Source organism: Faecalibacterium sp. Marseille-Q4137 (assembly GCF_017377535.1).
In the GTDB taxonomy this organism is placed as follows: Bacteria; Bacillota; Clostridia; order Oscillospirales; family Ruminococcaceae; genus Faecalibacterium; species Faecalibacterium duncaniae.
The window spans coordinates 1-17,874 of record NZ_JAFREK010000009.1 but is presented as its reverse complement, the minus strand read 5'-3'; the positions used below and the strand labels follow the sequence as shown (position 1 = coordinate 17,874).

The window sequence follows — 17,874 nt, the reverse complement described above, 5'->3', positions numbered from 1 at the left end:
GATTTTGTCGAAAGAAAGGAACCTTTGGATGCAGCTGTTTGAACTGGTCAGCCCGCGGCTGTTCCGCCCGCTGGCGGGGCCCAACCGGGCGTTTTATGCGGAGCTGCTGCTCCTGCTGTGGGAGGAGTGCCGCCACACGGCGGATTACTCCATCTCCCGGGCAGAAGCGGTGAGCCGGGCCGAGGATTACTTTGCGGCGCTGGCAAAGCCGCTGGCACTGGATGCCGATGACGCGGGCGATGAAGCCGAACAGCCCACCCGGGATCCCCATACCCTTGCGCTGGGCTTTCTGCTCCGCCTGCGCCGCACCGGCTGGCTGGAAGAGCAGCCCGGCAGCTATGAGGAAGAGCCTGCCCTTGCCTTTGTGCCCGAGGTGGCTCCTCTGCTGGAAGCGCTGGAAGAGATCCTGAACCCGCGTGTTGTCACCTACACCGGCAAGCTGTACAAGGCCTGGCAGCTGCTGCAGAACATCGGGGAGGAAAAGAGCCCCTATGAAAATGTTCTGCGGGAGGTGGCCTCCGATCTGGAAGCACTGAACAAGTCCCTGCGGGCGCTGAACGCGTCCATCGGGCATTATATCGACCGGCTCACCCGCAACCGCACTCCGCAGGAGGTGCTGGAGCTCTTCGACCAGTACGAGGAAAAGGTGGTGGCCGCCGCTTACCACCGCTTCAAGACCAGCGATAACCTGTTCAATTACCGCGCTTATCTGGAAGAGGAGCTGGACGACTGCGAGGCAGAGCACCTGCCCCGGCTGGCGCTGGATTACGCCCGGGTGGAGCGCTGCGCCCCCGGCGAGGCAGCCCCTGCCGTGCGTGCCCTCATCCAGAAACTGCGGGATTCGCTGGAAGAGATGAGCACCCTGATGCGCCAGATCGACCAGAGCCACATCCGCTACCGCAAGCGGGCCGTGCAGCGGGCCCAGTTCCTGCTGCTGAGCGACCGCTCCTCGCAGGGCAGTGTCACCGCCCTGCTCCGCCGCTACGCCGAGGAGATCAAAACGCCCGACCAGCTGTTCGCGCCGGATGACGGCCCGGTGGCAAAGCGCCTGCACCTCTACCCGGCGGCGGTGTTCGGGGCAAAGCCCCTCTACCCGCCCGCCGCGCCCCGCAGTGAAACGCCGCTGGCCCCGGTGCGGCAGGCCGGGCTGGACGCGGAGCAGCTGCGCAAAGAACAGCAGCTGCTGCTGGACTACGCCCGGATGGCCGTGACTGAGGAAAACGTGGGCCTGCTGGCAAAACAGGCCCTTGCCGCCCGCAGTGCGGTGGCCGCTTCCACGCTGGCGGAGGAATACCCCCGCGATTTTGCCCGCATCATCGGCCTGCACACCTACTCGCAGTCGCCGCGCCGGGCTTACGATATCACCCTTACCGGAAACTGGGTCGAACGGGGCGGCTTCCGGTTTGAAGAGTTTATTCTGACACCCCGCAGGGAGGATGCTGACCATGGCCGAACCGAATAAAATGCTGGAAGAGACCGCAAACTATCTGCTCAACCACTGCTTTGTGCTGGGCGGCGTGGAGGATCAGCGGGCAAAATACCTCTATGTGCAGGATCATCTGCCCGAGGTGCGGGCGGTGTTCGCGCCGCTGGGCTATGCGGTAACGCTTTACCCGGCTCCGCTGCAGGCGGCGGCGCTGGTCAACGAGCATGAGGGCAGTCAGGCCCGGCTGCTGAAATACGAGAGCATCCTGCTGCTGGTGCTCCGCCTGCTCTATCTGCAAAAGCGGGAGAGCCTTGCCGCCAGCGCCGATCAGGTGCTGGTCACGGTGGAAGAGGTGCAGACGGAGCTGCAGAAGATGAACCTGCCCCGGCGGCTGGACCAGCGCACGCTGGAGGAGCTGATGCGCACCCTGCGCAGGTACAATCTGGCCCGCCCGGTGGGGCGGCTGACCGGTCTGGACAGCCGTATCGAGGTGTTCCCCACTGTGCTGCTGGCCCTGCCGGACGCAGACCTTGCCGATGCCGCCGCCGAGAGCAGCCGCACCCGGGAGGAACTGGCCCTCTACGAGCGGCCTGACGGAGATGCCAGCGGGGAGGAAGAAGAATGATCGAATTAAAGCGCCTGAAGCTCATCAACTGGCACAACTTTGAAAATGTCACCTTCGATTGTGCCCGTCTGACTTATATGATCGGTGTCAACGCGGTGGGCAAGACCACCATTCTGGATGCCATCCGCTACTGCCTGACCACCAACCGCAATTTCAATGCCCTGGGCAATAAAAAGAGCGGCCGCACCCTGCAGGGCTCTGTCCACGCCAAGCAGCGCGGCGAGAACGCCTACCGCCGCCCGGGCCGCACGGTGGCATACATCGGTGCAGAGTTCTGGGATACCGTCAAGCGGACAAACTTTGTCATCGCTGTCCGGGTGGAGTCCGAGGGCCCCATGCAGGAGCTCCACCCCGGCGACCAGACCTGGTACATCTCCGAGGACGGCATCACGCTGGAAAAGCTGCCCTTCCTTGATCCGCGCACCGGTGCCCCCAGCGCCAAGGAGGACTTCAAGCCCGCCGTGGGCCGCCTGTCCTACACCCGCAGCCCCAGCGAGGCCCGGGACCGCATCTGCCGTGCCCTGGGCATTGGCCGCGCCTCCAGCCCGCTGGGCAAAAAGTTCAACGAAGTGTTCCAGATGGGCACCAGCATGGATGAAATCCCCAACTTCCGGGAGTTCCTGTACCAGTACATCCTGCCCCAGCCTGAGCTGGATCTGGAAGCGCTGCAGGGCGACCGGGTGGAGCTGGAAAACCTCCACGCCGTTCTGGCCGAGGCCCAGACCCGTGCCGCCGCGCTGGAACAGATCGTGGCGTATGGCCGGGAAGCTGCTGCCAAAGAAACGGATGCCCTTGTCAACCAGGGCGCGGCCCTGCTGGCCCGCGCCGAAGCGGATGCCGGTGAGGATGCCTCCTGGCAGAGCCATCTGGATGCAGGCCGCCGCCAGCTGTCTGACCTGAACGCAAAATACGAGACCGCCAAGAACGCCGAAGCCGAAGCCCGCCGGGCCTATTTGGCGGCCCACGGTGCGGCCGGTGACAGCGGCGCGGGCCGGGCACTGGATGCCCTGACCGAGGAGCTGGCCCGGAAAAAGAGCGCGCTGGATGCAGCAACCCGGACAAGGAATGGTCTGGAAGCAACTGCGGATACCATCACCGGCCTGCTGACCCAGCTGAACCGCAGCGGCTTTGCGGTGGAGAAGGAGCTCTGGCCCCAGCGCCTGACGGCGGAACATCTCCCCGCCCTGACCGAGGCACTGGCCCGCATCGAAAAGCCGCTGGAGGAGCAGTATTTCGCCGCCCGGCAGGCTTCGGCGGATCTGGCAAAAGAGCAGGAGGCCCTGCGGGCCGAGCTGAACGCCGTGTCCGGCGGCAAGTGGGTCTACCCCCACGGCGATGCCGCCACCAAAGTGCGGGATGCCGTGAATGCCGAGCTGAAAAGCCGCGGCATGACAGCGGATGCAAAGATCTTCTGTGAGCTGCTGACCGTGGCCGACGAGAGCTGGCAGGATTGTGTGGAAGCCTGCCTGGGTGACCGCCGGTTCGATATCCTTGTGCCGCCTGCCCACTACGCCGCCGCCAAGAGCGCCTTTGTGGCGCTGGGCGACCGGGTGGGGCCCATCAGCCTGCTGGATACCCCGGGCATCCGCAAGGCGGACCGCCATGCGGAGACGGCCCCCGCCGACAGCCTTGCCGCCCAGGTCACCAGCGAGAACCCGCTGGCCGCCCAGTATGCGGACACCATCCTGCGCCGCATCGTCTGCTGCGACACCCCCGATACGCTGGAGCATTTCCCCGACAGCGCCACCAGGGACCTGCTGCGCCACCATCCCTTCCGGCTGGAACACCTGCGCAGGCCCCAGCGCTATATCGGCCTGGATGCCCGCAGGGAGCGTGCCGACGCGCTGGAAGCACAGCTTGCCGCCCAGGCCGACCGCTGCCGCGAAGCCGCCCAGACCGAAAAGACCCTGAAATCTGCCTACGACCAGTACCAGAACGTCCTGCGGGGCCATGCGCTGGAACAGCTGGCCGAACTCTGGGCCAGCCGGGCCGCGCTGGATGCCGCCCGTGCCGACTACGCCGCGCAGGAGCAGAAGCTGGCGGACTGCCGCGAGAACCCCATGCTGCAGCAGCTCTACCGCGAGGAAGAAGCCCGGGAAGCCGCATGGGAGACTGCCCGCAAGGCCGTGGAGCAGGTGGGCGGCGATATCCGCGTCTGCGAAAAGCAGATCGCATCCTGCGAGGCGGAACAGAGCAAAGCGGTGGAGACCGCCGCACAGAGCCGGGAGGCGGCAGAGGCATTCTTTGCACAGCACCCGCTGCTGGAGCCTCTGGCACAGGAACGCAAAAAGGGCCTGATGACGGGCGGGCGCACGGCCCGTGCCGCCGCACAGACTGCCGAAAAGGCACAGACCAGGCTGGACGATACCCTGCGAGCGTATCTCACTTCCACGCTGGAACCCGCCCAGAGGGATTACAACGAGCACTACGTCTGCGATTATCCGCTGGGTCTGGCCGGGGTGGAGCAGTACCGCGCCCAGCACGACAGCCTTGTCCGCATTGATCTGGAACGCTACGCCGCCCGGCTGGAGCAGGCACAGCGGGACTGCAAGGATCGCTTCCGCAAGGATATCCTCTTCCGGATGAAGGATGATATTTTCAACGCCCGCCGCCAGTTCCGGGAACTGAACAAGGTGATGGAGCAGCTGACCTACGGCGAGGAAGTCTACTGCTTTGAGCTGGAGCCCAGCCGTGACCCCCAGCTGGCTGCCTTCTATCAGGTCATTGTGGACAAGGGCAACCAGCAGATGACTGATGGCGATTCGCTGGACAACCTTGCCGCCACCGCCGACCCCGTCTACGAGCGGCAGGTGGACGCGCTGATGGAAAAGATCATGGCCGATGTGGACGAGAACACCCGGGCCCGGCAGGAGGGCCGCACCACCTCCGGTGCCACCCTCTCGGATTATGTGGACTATCGCACCTATCTGGACTATGACATCAAGGTGACCAACACCGTCTCGGGTCAGCAGGCCTATCTTTCCCGCGTCAGCCGCGATTCCTCCGGCGGCGAGAACCAGGCTCCCTTCTATGTGGCCATCTGCGCCAGCCTGCTGCAGATCTATCAGAAGAGCGAGAACAGCATCCGCCTTGTCCTGCTGGACGAGGCCTTCAGCAAGATGACCAGTGACCGCATCCGCCCCATGATGGAGCTGTTCCGCCGCCTGCAGCTGCAGGTGCTGCTCATCTCCACCGTGGAAAAGAGCACGGCCATCCAGCCCTACTGCGACATTACCTATTCCATCGTGCGCCACGGCGATGCCAACGCCATTGCGCCGTTCTACCGGGCCGGCATCCTTGCCGATGCCCCGGAAAAGGAGACTGAATATGAATAACACCCTTGCAAACATCTGGCTCTTTGCCACCCACTGGACCAAGCTGGATGCCTTTGATACCGAGGAAGAGCTCAACGATGAACTGGAGCTGCTCCAGCGCCAGAGCCTGCCCACCAAAGTCCGTCAGGTCACGGACAAGGAAGGCAGGGAACAGTTCCTCCTTTACGTCAAACAGGCCGACCGCGATTACGCCCGCTATTGCACCGGCTGGCGGCCCGGCGGGATGATGTGATCCACCCCTGCAAAAAGGAGAATCCATGTCAAAACAGAAAATTCAACTTTCGGATCACTTTGATTATTTACGGCTGATCCGTTTTGTGCTGCCCTGCATCGGCACCATGCTGTTTACTTCCATTTACGGCATTGTGGACGGCCTGTGTGTCTCGAATTTTGTGGGCAAAACGGCCTTTGCGGCAGTCAACCTCATCATGCCCGTGCCCATGCTGGTGGGCACAGTTGGCTTTATGCTGGGCACCGGCGGCAGCGCCATTGTGGGCATCACGCTGGGTGAGGGCGATAAAGCCCGTGCCGACCGCTATTTCAGCCTGTTTATGTCAACGGCGCTGATCGCCGGCATCGTGCTGTCCGTGCTGGGGATGCTGCTGCTCCGGCCGGTGGCTCTGATGCTGGGTGCAGAAGGCGAGATGCTGGACTACGCCCTGCGCTATGGCCGGGTGTTGATGCTCAGCCTGCCCACCTTTATCCTGCAGAATATGTTCCAGAGCTTTTTTGTCACCGCCGAAAAGCCGCATCTGGGCTTTTACTTCACGGTGGGCGCGGGCTGCACCAACATGGTGCTGGACGTGCTGCTGGTGGGCATCCTGCACTGGAGCGTGGAGGGTGCCGCCATTGCCACCATGCTCAGCCAGGTAGTGGGTGGCCTGCTGCCGGTGTTCTACTTCCTCAACCGGAAAAACACCAGCCTGCTCCACCTCTGCCGCCCGCAGTTTGATGGCGGTGTGCTGCTGAAAGCCTGTGTGAACGGCTCCTCTGAGCTGATGACCAACCTTTCCATGTCGCTGGTGAACATCCTGTACAACTATCAGCTGCTCCGTTTTGCGGGCGAGGATGGCGTGGCCGCCTATGGTGTGATCATGTACGCGTCCTTCCTGTTCGTGGCAGTGTTTGTGGGCTACGCCGTGGGCAGCGCGCCCATCGTCAGCTACCACTATGGTGCCAATAACCGCAAAGAGGTCAACAACCTCTACCGCAAGAGCCTGAAGCTCATCGGCGTGGTTGCGGTGGTAATGACCATCGGCTCCATGTTCATCATCCCCCATGTGGCCCGCTTCTTTGTGGGCTATGATGAAAACCTGCTCATTCTGACCACCCGGGCCTTCCGGCTCTATGGCCTGAGCTTCCTCATCATGGGGTTCAACGTCTATGCGTCCTCCTTCTTCACGGCCCTGGGCGACGGTGTGACCAGTGCGCTCATCTCGTTCCTGCGCACCCTGCTGTTCCAGGTGGCGGCGGTTCTGCTGCTGCCGCTCCTGCTGGGCATTGACGGCATCTGGCTGGCCGTGACAGCCGCCGAGCTGGCCGCTCTGCTGGTCAGCATCGGCCTGTTCATCACCAGAGACCAGCAGTTCCATTACCGCAAGGCAGAATAACCGCAAACAAAGAAAGGACCCTCGGCGGGTCCTTTCTTTGTTCAGAATGTAAACTCCACGAACTCGCAGTTTTTGATGCCTGCCGCCGCGTACTCCTCGTTGGTCATATCGTAAAAATAGGACTGCACCACCCGGGCAATGCCGTTGTGGGCCACCAGCAGGTAGGTCTTGTCGGTGTCGGCCCGGAGCTCGTCCAGCAGGTTGTAGATGCGCTGGGCCAGCTGCATCATGCTCTCGCCGCCGGAGTAGCGGTCGGCAAAGTGGGTCTTGGAGATGCGGAACTCCTCGCCGTCCCGGGGCGTGCCCTCGTAGCGGCCAAAGCACTGCTCCCGGAGCCGGGGCTCACACCGGGCAGGAATGCCGGTGGCCTCCGCAATGGCCCGGGCGGTGTCGGCGGCGCGGGACAGGGGAGAGTACAGGATCTCATCGATGCGGAGGCCGCTGGCCCGGAGTTTTTCGCCCAGCTCCCGGGCCTGGGCGCGGCCTTTTTCGGTCAGGGGGCTGTCGGTCATGCCGCAGATCTTGTTTTCCACGTTCCACACGGTCTCGCCGTGGCGGGTGAAATAGACCTTGTGCGCCGCCTTGGCCAGCCTGTGATCCCGCAGGGTGACGGTGCTGCCCTCGTTGATGTCCAGCCGGGTCAGCTCGGCATCCGGGTAGGGGAGAACCCGCTGCGTGCCGTCGGCAGCCTCCAGCAGGACATCACAGAGCACGGGCTGGCCCTCGGGCAGCTCCTCGCAGCCATAAAGCTGCTCCTCAATGCGCAGAACGCGGTAGTTTTTTTCTTCCATCCTCTTCGACCTCTTTCGGGCAGATTGTTTCTTACATTATAAAACGGCAGCGGGGCCCCGTCAACGCTTGACAGCCCCGTGTGCCGCCTGATAAACTAGGCGCAAGGGATAAAAACGCCAAAAGGAGAGAAAAAGTTGAACATTACAGAACTGCGGTATCTCGTTGCCATCATGGAATGCGGATCTGTGAGTGCGGCGGCAAAGCGGCTGTATGCCGCTCAGCCCAACGTGAGCAAGGCGCTGAAAAATCTGGAAGAAGAATACCATCTCCGCATTTTTGAGCGGTCATCCACCGGCATGATCCCCACGGAGCAGGGGCGGCATTTCATCGAGCAGGCCGAGCGGGTGCTGCGGGAGGTGGACCGGCTGGACCGGAGCGTGCAGGAGGAGCAGGAGCGCTGCGCCGAACTGCGGGTAATGATCCCCCACGCCACCTATGCCTCCTATGCGGCGGTGGATTATCTGGAGCAGGCGGCCTCCATTGAGCGGCTCCACATCCACATCCGGGAGGGCGGCTCCATGGAGGCACTGGATCATGTCCTGCGGCAGGGGTATCATCTGGCTCTGCTGCGGTACGCCGTGGAGGATGACGAGCACTATACCCATTACTGCGCCCGGCGGGGCCTGAAAATGGAACCCATTATGGATTTTGAATACAGTCTGCTGACCAACCGGGACGGCCCGCTGGCCCGGAAGGCGATCCGCGACCTGTCTGAGCTGGACAAGTATATGGAGATCCTCCACGATGATTTCCAGCTGCCCGGCGAGGAGGGCGGCGACGGTGTGCGCTGGCATGTCAACCCGGAGCGTCGCATCCATGTGTATGAGCGGTGCAGCCAGTTCTCGATCCTGCAGCGGCTGCCCACGGCCTACATGTGGGCATCGCCCATGCCCCGCAGGGCACTGGAGCAGTACCATCTGGTGCTGAAGAAGTGCCCGGCCCAGCGCCAGCAGATGCGGGATGTGCTGGTCTACCCGGACAAGGGCCGCCTGCGCCCCGAGGAGCAGGCCTTTGTGAATCTGCTCCACAAGGAAGCGGCTTCCACCGTAAAATAAAGGGGCTTTCCGGCTAAGGCACGGCAAAGGTTACTTCCTTTGAAATTGACAGAAAAACCAATAAATGGATGCAAAACCGGGCGAAAATAAGCGCCCGGTTTTATTTTTGCTGATAAATGGTCAAAAAATAAACGGAAAAGCGGCAAAAATTCTTTGCAGCTATATCAGAAACCATATGGCCCCATGCCGGAAAGATATTTCTCCACTGGAAAAAAGTGTGCTACCATGAGGCCAGAAAAGAGCCCCGGGTGTGCGGCAGAATGGGGCCGCGGCCGGCAGGGGCAAAAAGGAGGTTTCTGGTATGATTAGTTTCCTGCTCTGTCTTGCGATCCTGGTGGGCGGATACTTCGTCTATGGCAAGATCGTGGACAATACCTTCGGCCCGGACGACCGTGAAACGCCTGCTGTGCGCATTAACGACGGCGTGGACTATGTCGTGATGCCCCAGTGGAAGCTGTTCCTCGTCCAGCTGCTGAACATTGCGGGCCTTGGCCCCATCTTTGGTGCCATGCAGGGCGCTTTGTGGGGCCCCGTGGTGTTCCTGTGGATCACCTTCGGCACCATCTTTGCCGGTGGCGTGCATGACTACTTCTCCGGTATGATGAGTGAGCGCAACGACGGTGCTTCCATCGCGGAGATCACCGGCAAATACTTAGGCCCCGTGATGCAGAACGTGATGCGTGTGTTCTCTGTTGTGCTGCTGATCATGGTGGGCACCGTGTTTGCCGTCGGCCCTGCCGGTCTGATCGTTGAGCTGTGCAGCCAGAGCGGCGCATCCGGCGTGATGACTTCGCTGCTGTTCTGGCTGGTCATCATTCTGACCTACTACTTCATCGCGACCTTTATCTCCATCGATGCGGTCATCGGCAAGATCTACCCCGTGTTCGGCATCTGCCTCATCATCATGGCCATCGGTGTCATCTTTGGCATCTTCACCAACCCTGCCTATACCATCCCCGAGATCTGGGATCACTTCGGCAGCATGCACCCGTCGGGCACGCCCATCTGGAGCTTTATGTTCATCACGGTTGCCTGCGGCGCGATCTCCGGCTTCCACTCCACCCAGTCGCCTCTGATGGCCCGCTGCATGAAGAGTGAGAAGCAGGGCCACTTCGTGTTCTATGGTGCCATGGTCTGCGAGGGTGTCATTGCCCTGATCTGGGCCGCTGCAGGCTGCTCTCTGTACGAGGTCACCGATGGCCTGAACACCGGTCTGGCCCAGGCACTGGCAATGGGTCAATCCAAGGCCATCTATGATGTCTGCTCCAAGACCATGGGCGGCGTGGGCATCGCACTGGCCATGATCGGCGTGGTCGTCTGCCCCATCACCTCCGGCGATACCGCCTTCCGTTCCGCCCGCCTGACCCTGGCCGACTGGTTCAAGATCGATCAGGACAGCTACGGCAACCGCCTGAAGCTCTGCATCCCCGTGCTGGGCGTGGGCGCATTCCTGGGCATTGGCAACGCGCTGGGCTTCATCAACTACACCGTGATCTGGCGCTACTTCAGCTGGACCAACCAGACGCTGGCCATGATCGTTCTGTGGGCTGCTTCCATGTACCTGTTCAAGGAGAAAAAGAACTACTGGATCACCGCAGTGCCCGCCACCTTTATGAGTGCCGTGTCCGCTACTTACTTCGTGCTGGCTCCCGAGTGCCTGGGCGGCCTGCTGAACCATAAGACTGCTGAGGGCGCTATCGTCTATAACACCGCAGTTGCTTACCCGGTGGGCATCCTCTTTGCGATCGCCATGCTGGCGCTGTTCATCTATGCGACCAAAAAGCAGACAGTGAAAAAGACTGCATAATTGACATTTCCCCCTCTTTAACCCTCTCGATACCCATTCACAACCACAAAAGCCGCCTGCCGGGCCGTCCGGCAGACGGTTTTTTCTTGTGCAGAAAAACAACGAATTGCGGCAAAAAGAACAGGAATGCAGACAAGATGCACAAAAATATGCCAAAAAGTTTGGCAGGGTGTACTAAAAACGGAAAAACACCCGCTGAAACGATTTCGGCAAAGAAGTTTTGACGAGGATACGTTAAAAAATATTTGCCGGGATTCCCGGGAACGGCTGACTTATATAGTTTTTGATATAAGGGCCATTCTGGAAGGATATTACCAGATTTATGAAGATTGTGTTAACATAGGGCCAAGGAATGGCCGTGACGGGGCAGAATGGGGCTCCGGGCACGGACGATAAAAGGAGGTTTCTGGTATGATTAGTTTCTTACTCTGTCTGGCGCTCCTGATCATCGGCTACTTTGTCTATGGCAAGATCGTTGACAATACGTTCGGACCGGACGACCGCGAAACTCCTGCTGTGCGCATCAACGATGGCGTTGACTACGTTGTGATGCCCCAGTGGAAGCTGTTCCTCGTCCAGCTGCTGAACATCGCAGGTCTGGGACCCATCTTTGGTGCACTGCAGGGTGCTCTGTGGGGCCCCGTGGTGTTCCTGTGGATCACCTTCGGCACCATCTTTGCCGGCGGCGTGCATGACTACTTCTCCGGCATGATGAGCGAGCGCAACGACGGCGCTTCCATCGCAGAGGTCACCGGCAAGTACCTTGGCCCCGTGATGCAGAACATTATGCGTGTGTTCTCTGTTGTGCTGCTGATCATGGTCGGTACCGTGTTCGCAGTTGGCCCCGCAGGCCTGATCGTGACCCTGTGCAAGAACGGCGGTATGTCCGGTCTGCTGACCACCACCCTGTTCTGGCTGATCATCATTCTGGCCTACTACTTCATCGCAACCTTTATTTCCATCGATGCCATCATCGGTAAGATCTACCCCCTGTTCGGCATCTGCCTGATCATCATGGCTGTGGGCGTTATCTTTGGTATCTTCACCAACCCCGCCTACACCATCCCCGAGATCTGGGCAAACTTCAGCAATATGCACCCCTCCAACACCCCCATCTGGAGCTTCATGTTCATCACCGTTGCCTGTGGTGCTATCTCCGGCTTCCACTCCACCCAGTCGCCTCTGATGGCTCGCTGCATGAAGAGTGAGAAGCAGGGCCACTTCGTATTCTACGGTGCAATGGTCAGCGAGGGCGTTATCGCTCTGATCTGGGCCGCTGCCGGCTGCGCACTGTACACCATCACCGACGGCAAGATGGTCGGTCTGGCCGAGGCTCTGGCTGCCGGTCAGTCTGCCGCTATCTACGACGTCTGCCTCAAGACCATGGGTAAGGTTGGCGTGGCACTGGCTATGATCGGTGTCGTTATCTGCCCCATCACCTCTGGTGATACCGCCTTCCGTTCCGCTCGTCTGACCTTGTCCGACTGGCTCAAGATCGATCAGGACAGCTATGCAAACCGCCTGAAGCTCTGCGTTCCCGTTCTGGGCGTGGGCGCATTCCTGGGCATCGGCAATGCACTGGGCTTCATCAACTACACCGTCATCTGGCGTTACTTCAGCTGGACCAACCAGACGCTGGCTATGATCGTCCTGTGGGCTGCTTCCATGTACCTGTTCAAGGAGAAGAAGAACTTCTGGATCACCGCAGTGCCCGCTACCTTTATGAGCGCTGTGTCCTGCACCTACTTCGTGCTGGCTCCTGAGTGCCTGGGCAAGATGATCAACACCTATGCAGACGGCAAGCTGGTGGCTTACAACACCGCAGTTGCATATCCCATCGGCATCGTCTTCGCAATTGCCATGCTGGCGCTGTTCATCTATGCAACCAAGAAGAACACCGAGAAGAAAGCCGCATAACCCATTCATAGCGGCAATTTCTCAGTAAAACAAACCGGCCGCTGTCAGCTCAGCGGCCGGTTTCCTGTTTTTGGCTAAGAGTGCGGGTTGGGCCTTGCATTTTCTTTGCCGGAGTGGGAAAATGGGTACAAACAAAAACGCAAAAGAGGGATGAACGTTATGCTCTTCAAACCTGCACAATTGGGCCTTGCCAGGCTCGACCCCGCCGAGCTGGCGGCTGACCGGAAAGCCTGCAAAAAGATCGGCCCCTGCGGCGTGGGCAAAAAGGCCCTGTATCTGAACAGCTTTTACATCGACCGCCGCTACTACCTGCCCTACACCAGCATCACCCGCGTGTTCAAGCGGGTGGCCATGAGCTCCGGCGGCTTTACCGGCAAGGGAATGTTTGCCTCCATGGCTTACCTTGTGGTGGAGTACGACGGCGGCAAACAGAAGCAGTGCAACTTCAAGGACGAGCGGGACGTGGATGCCCTGCTGGAGCTGCTGGCAAAGCAGCAGCCCCAGATCCGGCTGCTGAGTGCCGCCGGGGAGCAGGCGTTGCAGAAAAAGGCCGAGGAAAAGGCCGCCCGCAAGCTGCCGGAGCTGTCTGACGATGCCAAACACACCGTGACGGTCCTGCGCAGGGCAAAGGAGTATCTGGACGCAAAACCCGAGCTTTCCAATGAGCTCAGTGCTGCCCAGCGCCGCAAGCGCGCCCAGCTCAAGAGCAAGCCGGTCTACCGCTACGTGGCCCTTGCCATCTTCCTGTTCGGCACTGCCGCCGCAGCCTACGGCCTGTACGCGGTGTTCACCCACACCGGCAGCTACGGCGTGTACTTTGCACTGTTCGGCTTTGCAGCCATCTTCCTCTTTTCCAGCTACAACATGCTGCCCACGGCGCACAATAACAACAGCGCCATTATGAAGCGGGCCGATCAGGCCGATGCCGCCATGGCGGAGTATGTGAAGCACTACCCCAACGGCAGCTTCCCGGTGCCCAGCTGTTACGCCCATCCGATCGTCCTCAAGCGGATGATCGATGCCGTGGAGGAAGGTCAGGCTGTGACCACCGCCGAGGCACTGGATGCCGTCAAGGCCCGCCTGCAGGCTGTCAATGCGGATGTGCAGGTGGAGCAGGAGGAGTACGACGAGATCGTCGCCATCAAAGCGCTGTTCCTGAACCACGACTATCAATAAAACTGACCCTCTCTGTCATCGCTGTGCACTGCCACGCTTTGATGGAGAGGGTTTTTCTTGCGTTGTGGGGCGCTTCGTCCTATAATGAACACAGAGAGTATTTTGGAAAAAACAGGAGGTTCCCTATGGATATGGTCACATTGGGGCGCACCGGCATCACCGTGAACAAAAACGGCTTTGGTGCCCTGCCCATCCAGCGCATTTCCCAGGAGGACGCGGTCTTTCTGGCCCGCAAGGCTTACAAGGCGGGCATCCGCTTCTTTGATACCGCCCGCGCCTACACCGACAGCGAGGTGAAGCTGGGCGAAGCCTTTGACGGCATCCGCTCCGAGGTCTACATCGCCACCAAGACCGCCGCCCAGAACGCAGAGGAGTTCTGGAAGGACCTGCACACCTCCCTGAACAATCTGCGCACCGACTATGTGGACATCTACCAGTTCCACAACCCGTCCTTCTGCCCCAAGCCCGGTGACGGCTCCGGCCTGTACGAAGCCGCGCTGGAGGCCAGGGAAAAGGGGATGATCCGACACATCGGCATCACCAATCACCGCCTGTCCGTGGCCAAGGAAGCCATTGAGAGCGGCCTGTACGAGACCCTGCAGTTTCCGTTCAGCTATATTTCCGGTGAGCAGGAGCTGGAGCTGGTGCAGCTGTGCAAAGAGCACGAGATGGGCTTTATCGCCATGAAGGGCCTGTCCGGCGGCCTCATTACCAACAGCGCCGCCGCCTATGCCTTTGAAGCGCAGTTCGAGGGCGTTCTGCCCATCTGGGGCGTTCAGCGGGAAAAGGAGCTGGACGAGTTCCTCTCCTATATTGATAACCCGCCCCGGATGGACGCAGAGCTGTCTGCGGTCATCGCCCACGACCGGGAGGAGCTGTGCGGTGAGTTCTGCCGTGGCTGTGGTTACTGTATGCCCTGCCCGGCTGGCATCGAGATCAACAACTGCGCCCGCATGAGCCTGCTGCTCCGGCGCTCGCCTTCGGCAGAGCATCTGAGCCCTGCCGGTCAGGCCAAAATGAAGAAGATCGAGGGCTGCCTGCACTGCAACCAGTGCAAGGCCAAGTGCCCCTACGGGCTGGATACGCCCGCCCTGCTGGCCCGCAACTATGAGGACTACAAGCGGGTCCTGGCCGGGGAAGTCAAGGTGTAATAGAAAAAACAAAAAAGATGGATGCCGCACGACATCCATCTTTTTTGTTTTACAGCGAAGAGGGGATCGGCTCCCGGAAGATCTTCATGGCCTGCCTGTAGCAGCGGATGAAATAGAGGATCTCCGCAATGGCGGTCAGAGCCCAGGAGCAGGGGTAGAGCAGGTAGAGCGAGGGGATGGTGTGGAAGTGGGCGAAGATGGTGTATACCCAGATCACCCGGAACACACAGGAACCCATGATGACGATGACAGTGGGCACCACGGTCTTGCCCAGACCGCGGGAAGCGGCAATGGTGCAGTCCATAAAGGCCGAAGTGCAGTAGGCCAGCGCCATAACACCCACACGCTTCATACCGGCATCAATAACGGCGCTCTCGGTGGTGAAAAGGGCAAGGAACTGCCGCCCGAACAGGAACAGGCCGCCGCCCAGCGCCAGACCCACGCCAAAGGAATAGGCCAGCGAGATGAAGTAGCTCTTCTTGACACGGTCAGGCTTGCCTGCGCCGTAGTTCTGGCTCATAAAGCTGGCACAGGCCATGTAGAAGGCGGCCATGCAGTCGTAGATGAGCGGGTCAGCGTTTGCGGCGGCGCTGTTGCCCTTGACCATGAGGGAATCAAAGGAGTTGACACCGGCCTGGATGAACAGGTTGGCGATGGCGAAAATGGCGTTCTGGAATCCGGCAGGCAGGCCCAGCGCCAGAATGCTTTTGGTCATGGCGGGATCGAGCTTTGCTTCCTTGAAATGGAGGGCGTAGCAGTCCTGTACCCTGGTCAGGGCGTGGAGGATGAGCCCGGCAGAAACACACTGGGAAATGGCACTAGCCAGCGCCACGCCTGCCACATCCATGTTGCAGACGATGACAAAGAACAGATTCAGAAGGATATTCAGCACACCGGCAAAGCTCAGGATGTACAGCGGCTTTTTGGTCTCACCGATGGCGCTGAACACGGCGTTGCCGAAATTGTACAGAGCCAGCGCCGGCATACCCAGAAAATACACCCGCAGGTAGAGGATCGCACCCGGCAGCAGGTCCTCCTTGGTGTTCAGCAGCCGCAGCATGGCAGGGGAGCCCAGCAGGCCCACAACCAGCAGGATCACGCCTGCGATCAGGCTGACGATCAGGGCCGAGTGGACGGTGTCGTGGACATCGTTCGGGTGTCTGGCTCCGTAGAAGCGGGCCACCAGCACGTTGATGCCGTTGCCCAGGCCGATGAGAAAGCCGGTGAACAGCGTGACAAAGATGCTGGTGGAGCCCACCGCGCCCAGCGCTGTGGAGCCCGCAAACCGCCCCACCACGGCCACGTCCGACATGTTGAATAAGACCTGCAGCAGGTTGGATAATGCCAGCGGCAGGCTGACCAGAAGGATCTGCTTTGCCAGAGGGCCTTCTGTCAGGGATCTTGTGCTAGATTTCATGTTCTCTTTTTCCTTTTCCAGTCCTAAACCGTGCCCGCGCACACCGGGGCACAACACCTATTATAAGAGATGCGCACACTTTTGCAAGATGAATCCTTCAAAAAGGAAGAACAGAATGCATCAGCGTCTTGCTGGCGCGGGATCGGGCACGGAATCCGGATACAGAGCCGCCAGACGGCTTGATTTTTGCCTCCGGCTGTGCTATACTACATTACACTGGTTTGCCAGTAATGTGCGATCGTAGCTCAGCTGGATAGAGCGTTCGGCTCCGACCCGGAAGGCCAGAGGTTCGAATCCTCCCGGTCGCACCAAACAAAGAAAATCCGAACCTTTTCTCGATGGGAGGAAAGGTTCGGATTTTTTGTTTTCCCTGGAAATGGGAGTGCCGCAGCCGCTCAGCTGCCCTTCCGGTTTCGCTGCCAGATGCGGTAAAGTCCGTCCGTGATCAGATACTCGCGGTATTCGATCGGTGTGCGGCAGGCCTCCCGGATGGTGCGGGGCAGGTTGCCGGTGGCATAAAAGCGGATATCCGGGCCAAGCTCTGCCTGAAAGCGCTCGGCCAGCCCATCCAGCAGCCCGGCGGTGCCCAGCACGAAACCGTTTTGTAAGCAGGCGGAGGTGTTCTTGCCCAAGATCGATGAGGAAGCTGGAGCGGAGAGATCGATCTGAGGCAGCTGGGCAGTCCTTTGCACCAGCGCGGAGAGGGAAAGCTGCGGTCCGGGCAGGATGACACCTCCCACCAGCTCCTGTTTGGCGTTGACTGCCATAATGGAGATGGCGGTATCTGCCGAGATGACCGCCAGCGGTCCGGGTCCCTCTTCCAGTGCGGCCACAGCACCGCATAACAGCTCTGCGCCCAGCTGGGCCGGGTTGTCCAGCCGCAGTTTGATGCCGCTTTTCAGGCCGGGGCCAACGGTCAGGAAGCGGGCAGAGCAGAGCATCTGCAGCGCGCCCAGTACCCGGCCTGTCAGCGCGGGCACCACACTGCCCAGAATGCCGCCCTCGATCCGTTCGGGGGCAACCTGATATAAGGAGAGCAGATTCAGCAGGTTCATGGCGTATTCGTCCACCGTTGCGGATGGGCTGGAATGCAGCCGTCCGCTGAACTGCAGGCTGTCGTGTTCGTAGCCGGCAATCGTGATGTGTGTGTTGCCGATGTTGACCGTAAGGATCATGGTCGGGGCCTCCTCCGCTCTATAATGTAATTATATAATATAACACCGCCCCGGAAACTGCAAGAGCTCTCCCCTTGGCAAAGGGGAGACGAAATGGCCGTGGCCATTTCGGAGGGGTTCAAAACCTGCCCGGAAGCACTCCTTTTGCGAAATATAGAAAAAACTCAAAAAAGATGCAAAAAAGTGTTGACAGAAGGGCGGGGATGTGGTATTATACTTGAGCGCCAAGGGCCGCCGGAAAGAATGACTTCTGAAAGCGGCAGAAGCAAAAGAACCAATATGGATACGTTGAAAAACGAGCCACAAGTTCGAAAAGATCGAAAAGCTTCCGAAAAAAGTGCTTGACAAAAAATCACTTCTGTGGTAAAATAATCAAGTCGTCAGCCGC

15 protein-coding genes and 1 tRNA gene are annotated in these 17,874 nt (G+C 60.0%); 13 read left to right on the top strand and 3 right to left on the bottom strand.

Features of this window, described 5'->3' with window-relative positions:
• Positions 1-28: 28 nt before the first annotated feature.
• Genes J3353_RS05405 through J3353_RS05385 form a run of 5 tightly spaced genes read left to right on the top strand, consistent with a single transcriptional unit; the run spans position 29 to position 6,996 of the window.
• Positions 29-1,462 carry a Wadjet anti-phage system protein JetA family protein gene (locus J3353_RS05405; RefSeq protein ID WP_117534272.1) on the top strand — a complete coding sequence of 478 codons (1,434 nt, stop codon included), beginning with the start codon at positions 29-31 and terminating at the stop codon, positions 1,460-1,462.
• Entirely contained in the window at positions 1,446-2,051 is a 606-nt protein-coding gene (locus J3353_RS05400; protein ID WP_005929221.1) for a DUF4194 domain-containing protein, read from the top strand. Before J3353_RS05405 ends, J3353_RS05400 begins: the two co-directional genes overlap by 17 nt.
• Positions 2,048-5,386: an ATP-binding protein gene (locus tag J3353_RS05395; protein ID WP_207684342.1), complete on the top strand. Its 3,339-nt coding sequence runs from the start codon at positions 2,048-2,050 to the stop codon at positions 5,384-5,386. The genes J3353_RS05400 and J3353_RS05395 overlap by 4 nt, the downstream gene beginning before the upstream one ends.
• Entirely contained in the window at positions 5,379-5,618 is a 240-nt protein-coding gene (locus J3353_RS05390) for a hypothetical protein (protein ID WP_005929223.1), read from the top strand. Before J3353_RS05395 ends, J3353_RS05390 begins: the two co-directional genes overlap by 8 nt.
• Positions 5,619-5,643: 25 nt before the next feature.
• Positions 5,644-6,996, top strand: a complete 1,353-nt coding sequence (locus J3353_RS05385; RefSeq protein ID WP_207684341.1) for an MATE family efflux transporter — start codon at positions 5,644-5,646, stop codon at positions 6,994-6,996.
• Between the two features lie 41 nt (positions 6,997-7,037).
• On the opposite strand, the gene J3353_RS05380 is transcribed toward J3353_RS05385, so the two are convergent.
• Positions 7,038-7,586, bottom strand: coding sequence for a histidine phosphatase family protein (locus J3353_RS05380; protein WP_207684376.1), 549 nt, complete (start codon positions 7,584-7,586; stop codon positions 7,038-7,040).
• A gap of 336 nt (positions 7,587-7,922) precedes the next feature.
• Between J3353_RS05380 and J3353_RS05370 the strand changes: the two genes are divergently transcribed.
• The 6 genes from J3353_RS05370 to J3353_RS05345 all read left to right on the top strand — a co-directional run bounded on the left by J3353_RS05370 (position 7,923) and on the right by J3353_RS05345 (position 14,894).
• A complete protein-coding gene (locus J3353_RS05370; protein ID WP_207684340.1) occupies positions 7,923-8,843 on the top strand; it encodes a LysR family transcriptional regulator in 921 nt (306 codons plus the stop codon).
• A gap of 64 nt (positions 8,844-8,907) precedes the next feature.
• Positions 8,908-9,072 carry a hypothetical protein gene (locus J3353_RS05365; protein WP_207684339.1) on the top strand — a complete coding sequence of 55 codons (165 nt, stop codon included), beginning with the start codon at positions 8,908-8,910 and terminating at the stop codon, positions 9,070-9,072.
• A gap of 72 nt (positions 9,073-9,144) precedes the next feature.
• Positions 9,145-10,650 (top strand): carbon starvation protein A, encoded by a 1,506-nt coding sequence (locus J3353_RS05360; RefSeq protein WP_207684338.1) that lies wholly within the window; start codon positions 9,145-9,147, stop codon positions 10,648-10,650.
• Positions 10,651-11,061: 411 nt separating this feature from the next.
• Positions 11,062-12,567 carry a carbon starvation protein A gene (locus J3353_RS05355; protein ID WP_186851149.1) on the top strand — a complete coding sequence of 502 codons (1,506 nt, stop codon included), beginning with the start codon at positions 11,062-11,064 and terminating at the stop codon, positions 12,565-12,567.
• A 159-nt stretch (positions 12,568-12,726) separates the two neighbouring features.
• On the top strand, positions 12,727-13,743 hold the full coding sequence (locus J3353_RS05350) for an ATPase P (RefSeq protein ID WP_207684337.1): 1,017 nt from the start codon (positions 12,727-12,729) through the stop codon (positions 13,741-13,743).
• Positions 13,744-13,868: 125 nt separating this feature from the next.
• On the top strand, positions 13,869-14,894 hold the full coding sequence (locus tag J3353_RS05345; protein ID WP_117477524.1) for an aldo/keto reductase: 1,026 nt from the start codon (positions 13,869-13,871) through the stop codon (positions 14,892-14,894).
• Between the two features lie 49 nt (positions 14,895-14,943).
• Here the strand turns inward: J3353_RS05345 and J3353_RS05340 are convergent, their stop codons facing one another.
• Positions 14,944-16,311, bottom strand: coding sequence for an MATE family efflux transporter (locus J3353_RS05340; protein ID WP_207684336.1), 1,368 nt, complete (start codon positions 16,309-16,311; stop codon positions 14,944-14,946).
• Positions 16,312-16,545: 234 nt separating this feature from the next.
• Between J3353_RS05340 and J3353_RS05335 the strand changes: the two genes are divergently transcribed.
• Positions 16,546-16,622 (top strand) — tRNA-Arg (locus tag J3353_RS05335).
• 84 nt (positions 16,623-16,706) lie between these two features.
• On the opposite strand, the gene J3353_RS05330 is transcribed toward J3353_RS05335, so the two are convergent.
• Positions 16,707-17,486, bottom strand: coding sequence for a type III pantothenate kinase (locus tag J3353_RS05330; protein WP_207684335.1), 780 nt, complete (start codon positions 17,484-17,486; stop codon positions 16,707-16,709).
• A 93-nt stretch (positions 17,487-17,579) separates the two neighbouring features.
• Between J3353_RS05330 and J3353_RS05325 the strand changes: the two genes are divergently transcribed.
• Entirely contained in the window at positions 17,580-17,831 is a 252-nt protein-coding gene (locus tag J3353_RS05325) for a hypothetical protein (protein ID WP_207684334.1), read from the top strand.
• The last annotated feature ends 43 nt before the right edge of the window (positions 17,832-17,874 follow it).

Coding starts and splice junctions, on each gene's coding strand:
- J3353_RS05405 (WP_117534272.1), top strand. CDS start 29: ATGCAGCTGTTTGAACTGGTCAGCCCGCGGCTGTTCCGCCCGCTGGCG.
- J3353_RS05400 (WP_005929221.1), top strand. CDS start 1,446: ATGGCCGAACCGAATAAAATGCTGGAAGAGACCGCAAACTATCTGCTC.
- J3353_RS05395 (WP_207684342.1), top strand. CDS start 2,048: ATGATCGAATTAAAGCGCCTGAAGCTCATCAACTGGCACAACTTTGAA.
- J3353_RS05390 (WP_005929223.1), top strand. CDS start 5,379: ATGAATAACACCCTTGCAAACATCTGGCTCTTTGCCACCCACTGGACC.
- J3353_RS05385 (WP_207684341.1), top strand. CDS start 5,644: ATGTCAAAACAGAAAATTCAACTTTCGGATCACTTTGATTATTTACGG.
- J3353_RS05365 (WP_207684339.1), top strand. CDS start 8,908: ATGGATGCAAAACCGGGCGAAAATAAGCGCCCGGTTTTATTTTTGCTG.
- J3353_RS05360 (WP_207684338.1), top strand. CDS start 9,145: ATGATTAGTTTCCTGCTCTGTCTTGCGATCCTGGTGGGCGGATACTTC.
- J3353_RS05355 (WP_186851149.1), top strand. CDS start 11,062: ATGATTAGTTTCTTACTCTGTCTGGCGCTCCTGATCATCGGCTACTTT.
- J3353_RS05350 (WP_207684337.1), top strand. CDS start 12,727: ATGCTCTTCAAACCTGCACAATTGGGCCTTGCCAGGCTCGACCCCGCC.
- J3353_RS05345 (WP_117477524.1), top strand. CDS start 13,869: ATGGATATGGTCACATTGGGGCGCACCGGCATCACCGTGAACAAAAAC.
- J3353_RS05340 (WP_207684336.1), bottom strand. CDS start 16,311: ATGAAATCTAGCACAAGATCCCTGACAGAAGGCCCTCTGGCAAAGCAG.
- J3353_RS05330 (WP_207684335.1), bottom strand. CDS start 17,486: ATGATCCTTACGGTCAACATCGGCAACACACACATCACGATTGCCGGC.
- J3353_RS05325 (WP_207684334.1), top strand. CDS start 17,580: ATGGCCGTGGCCATTTCGGAGGGGTTCAAAACCTGCCCGGAAGCACTC.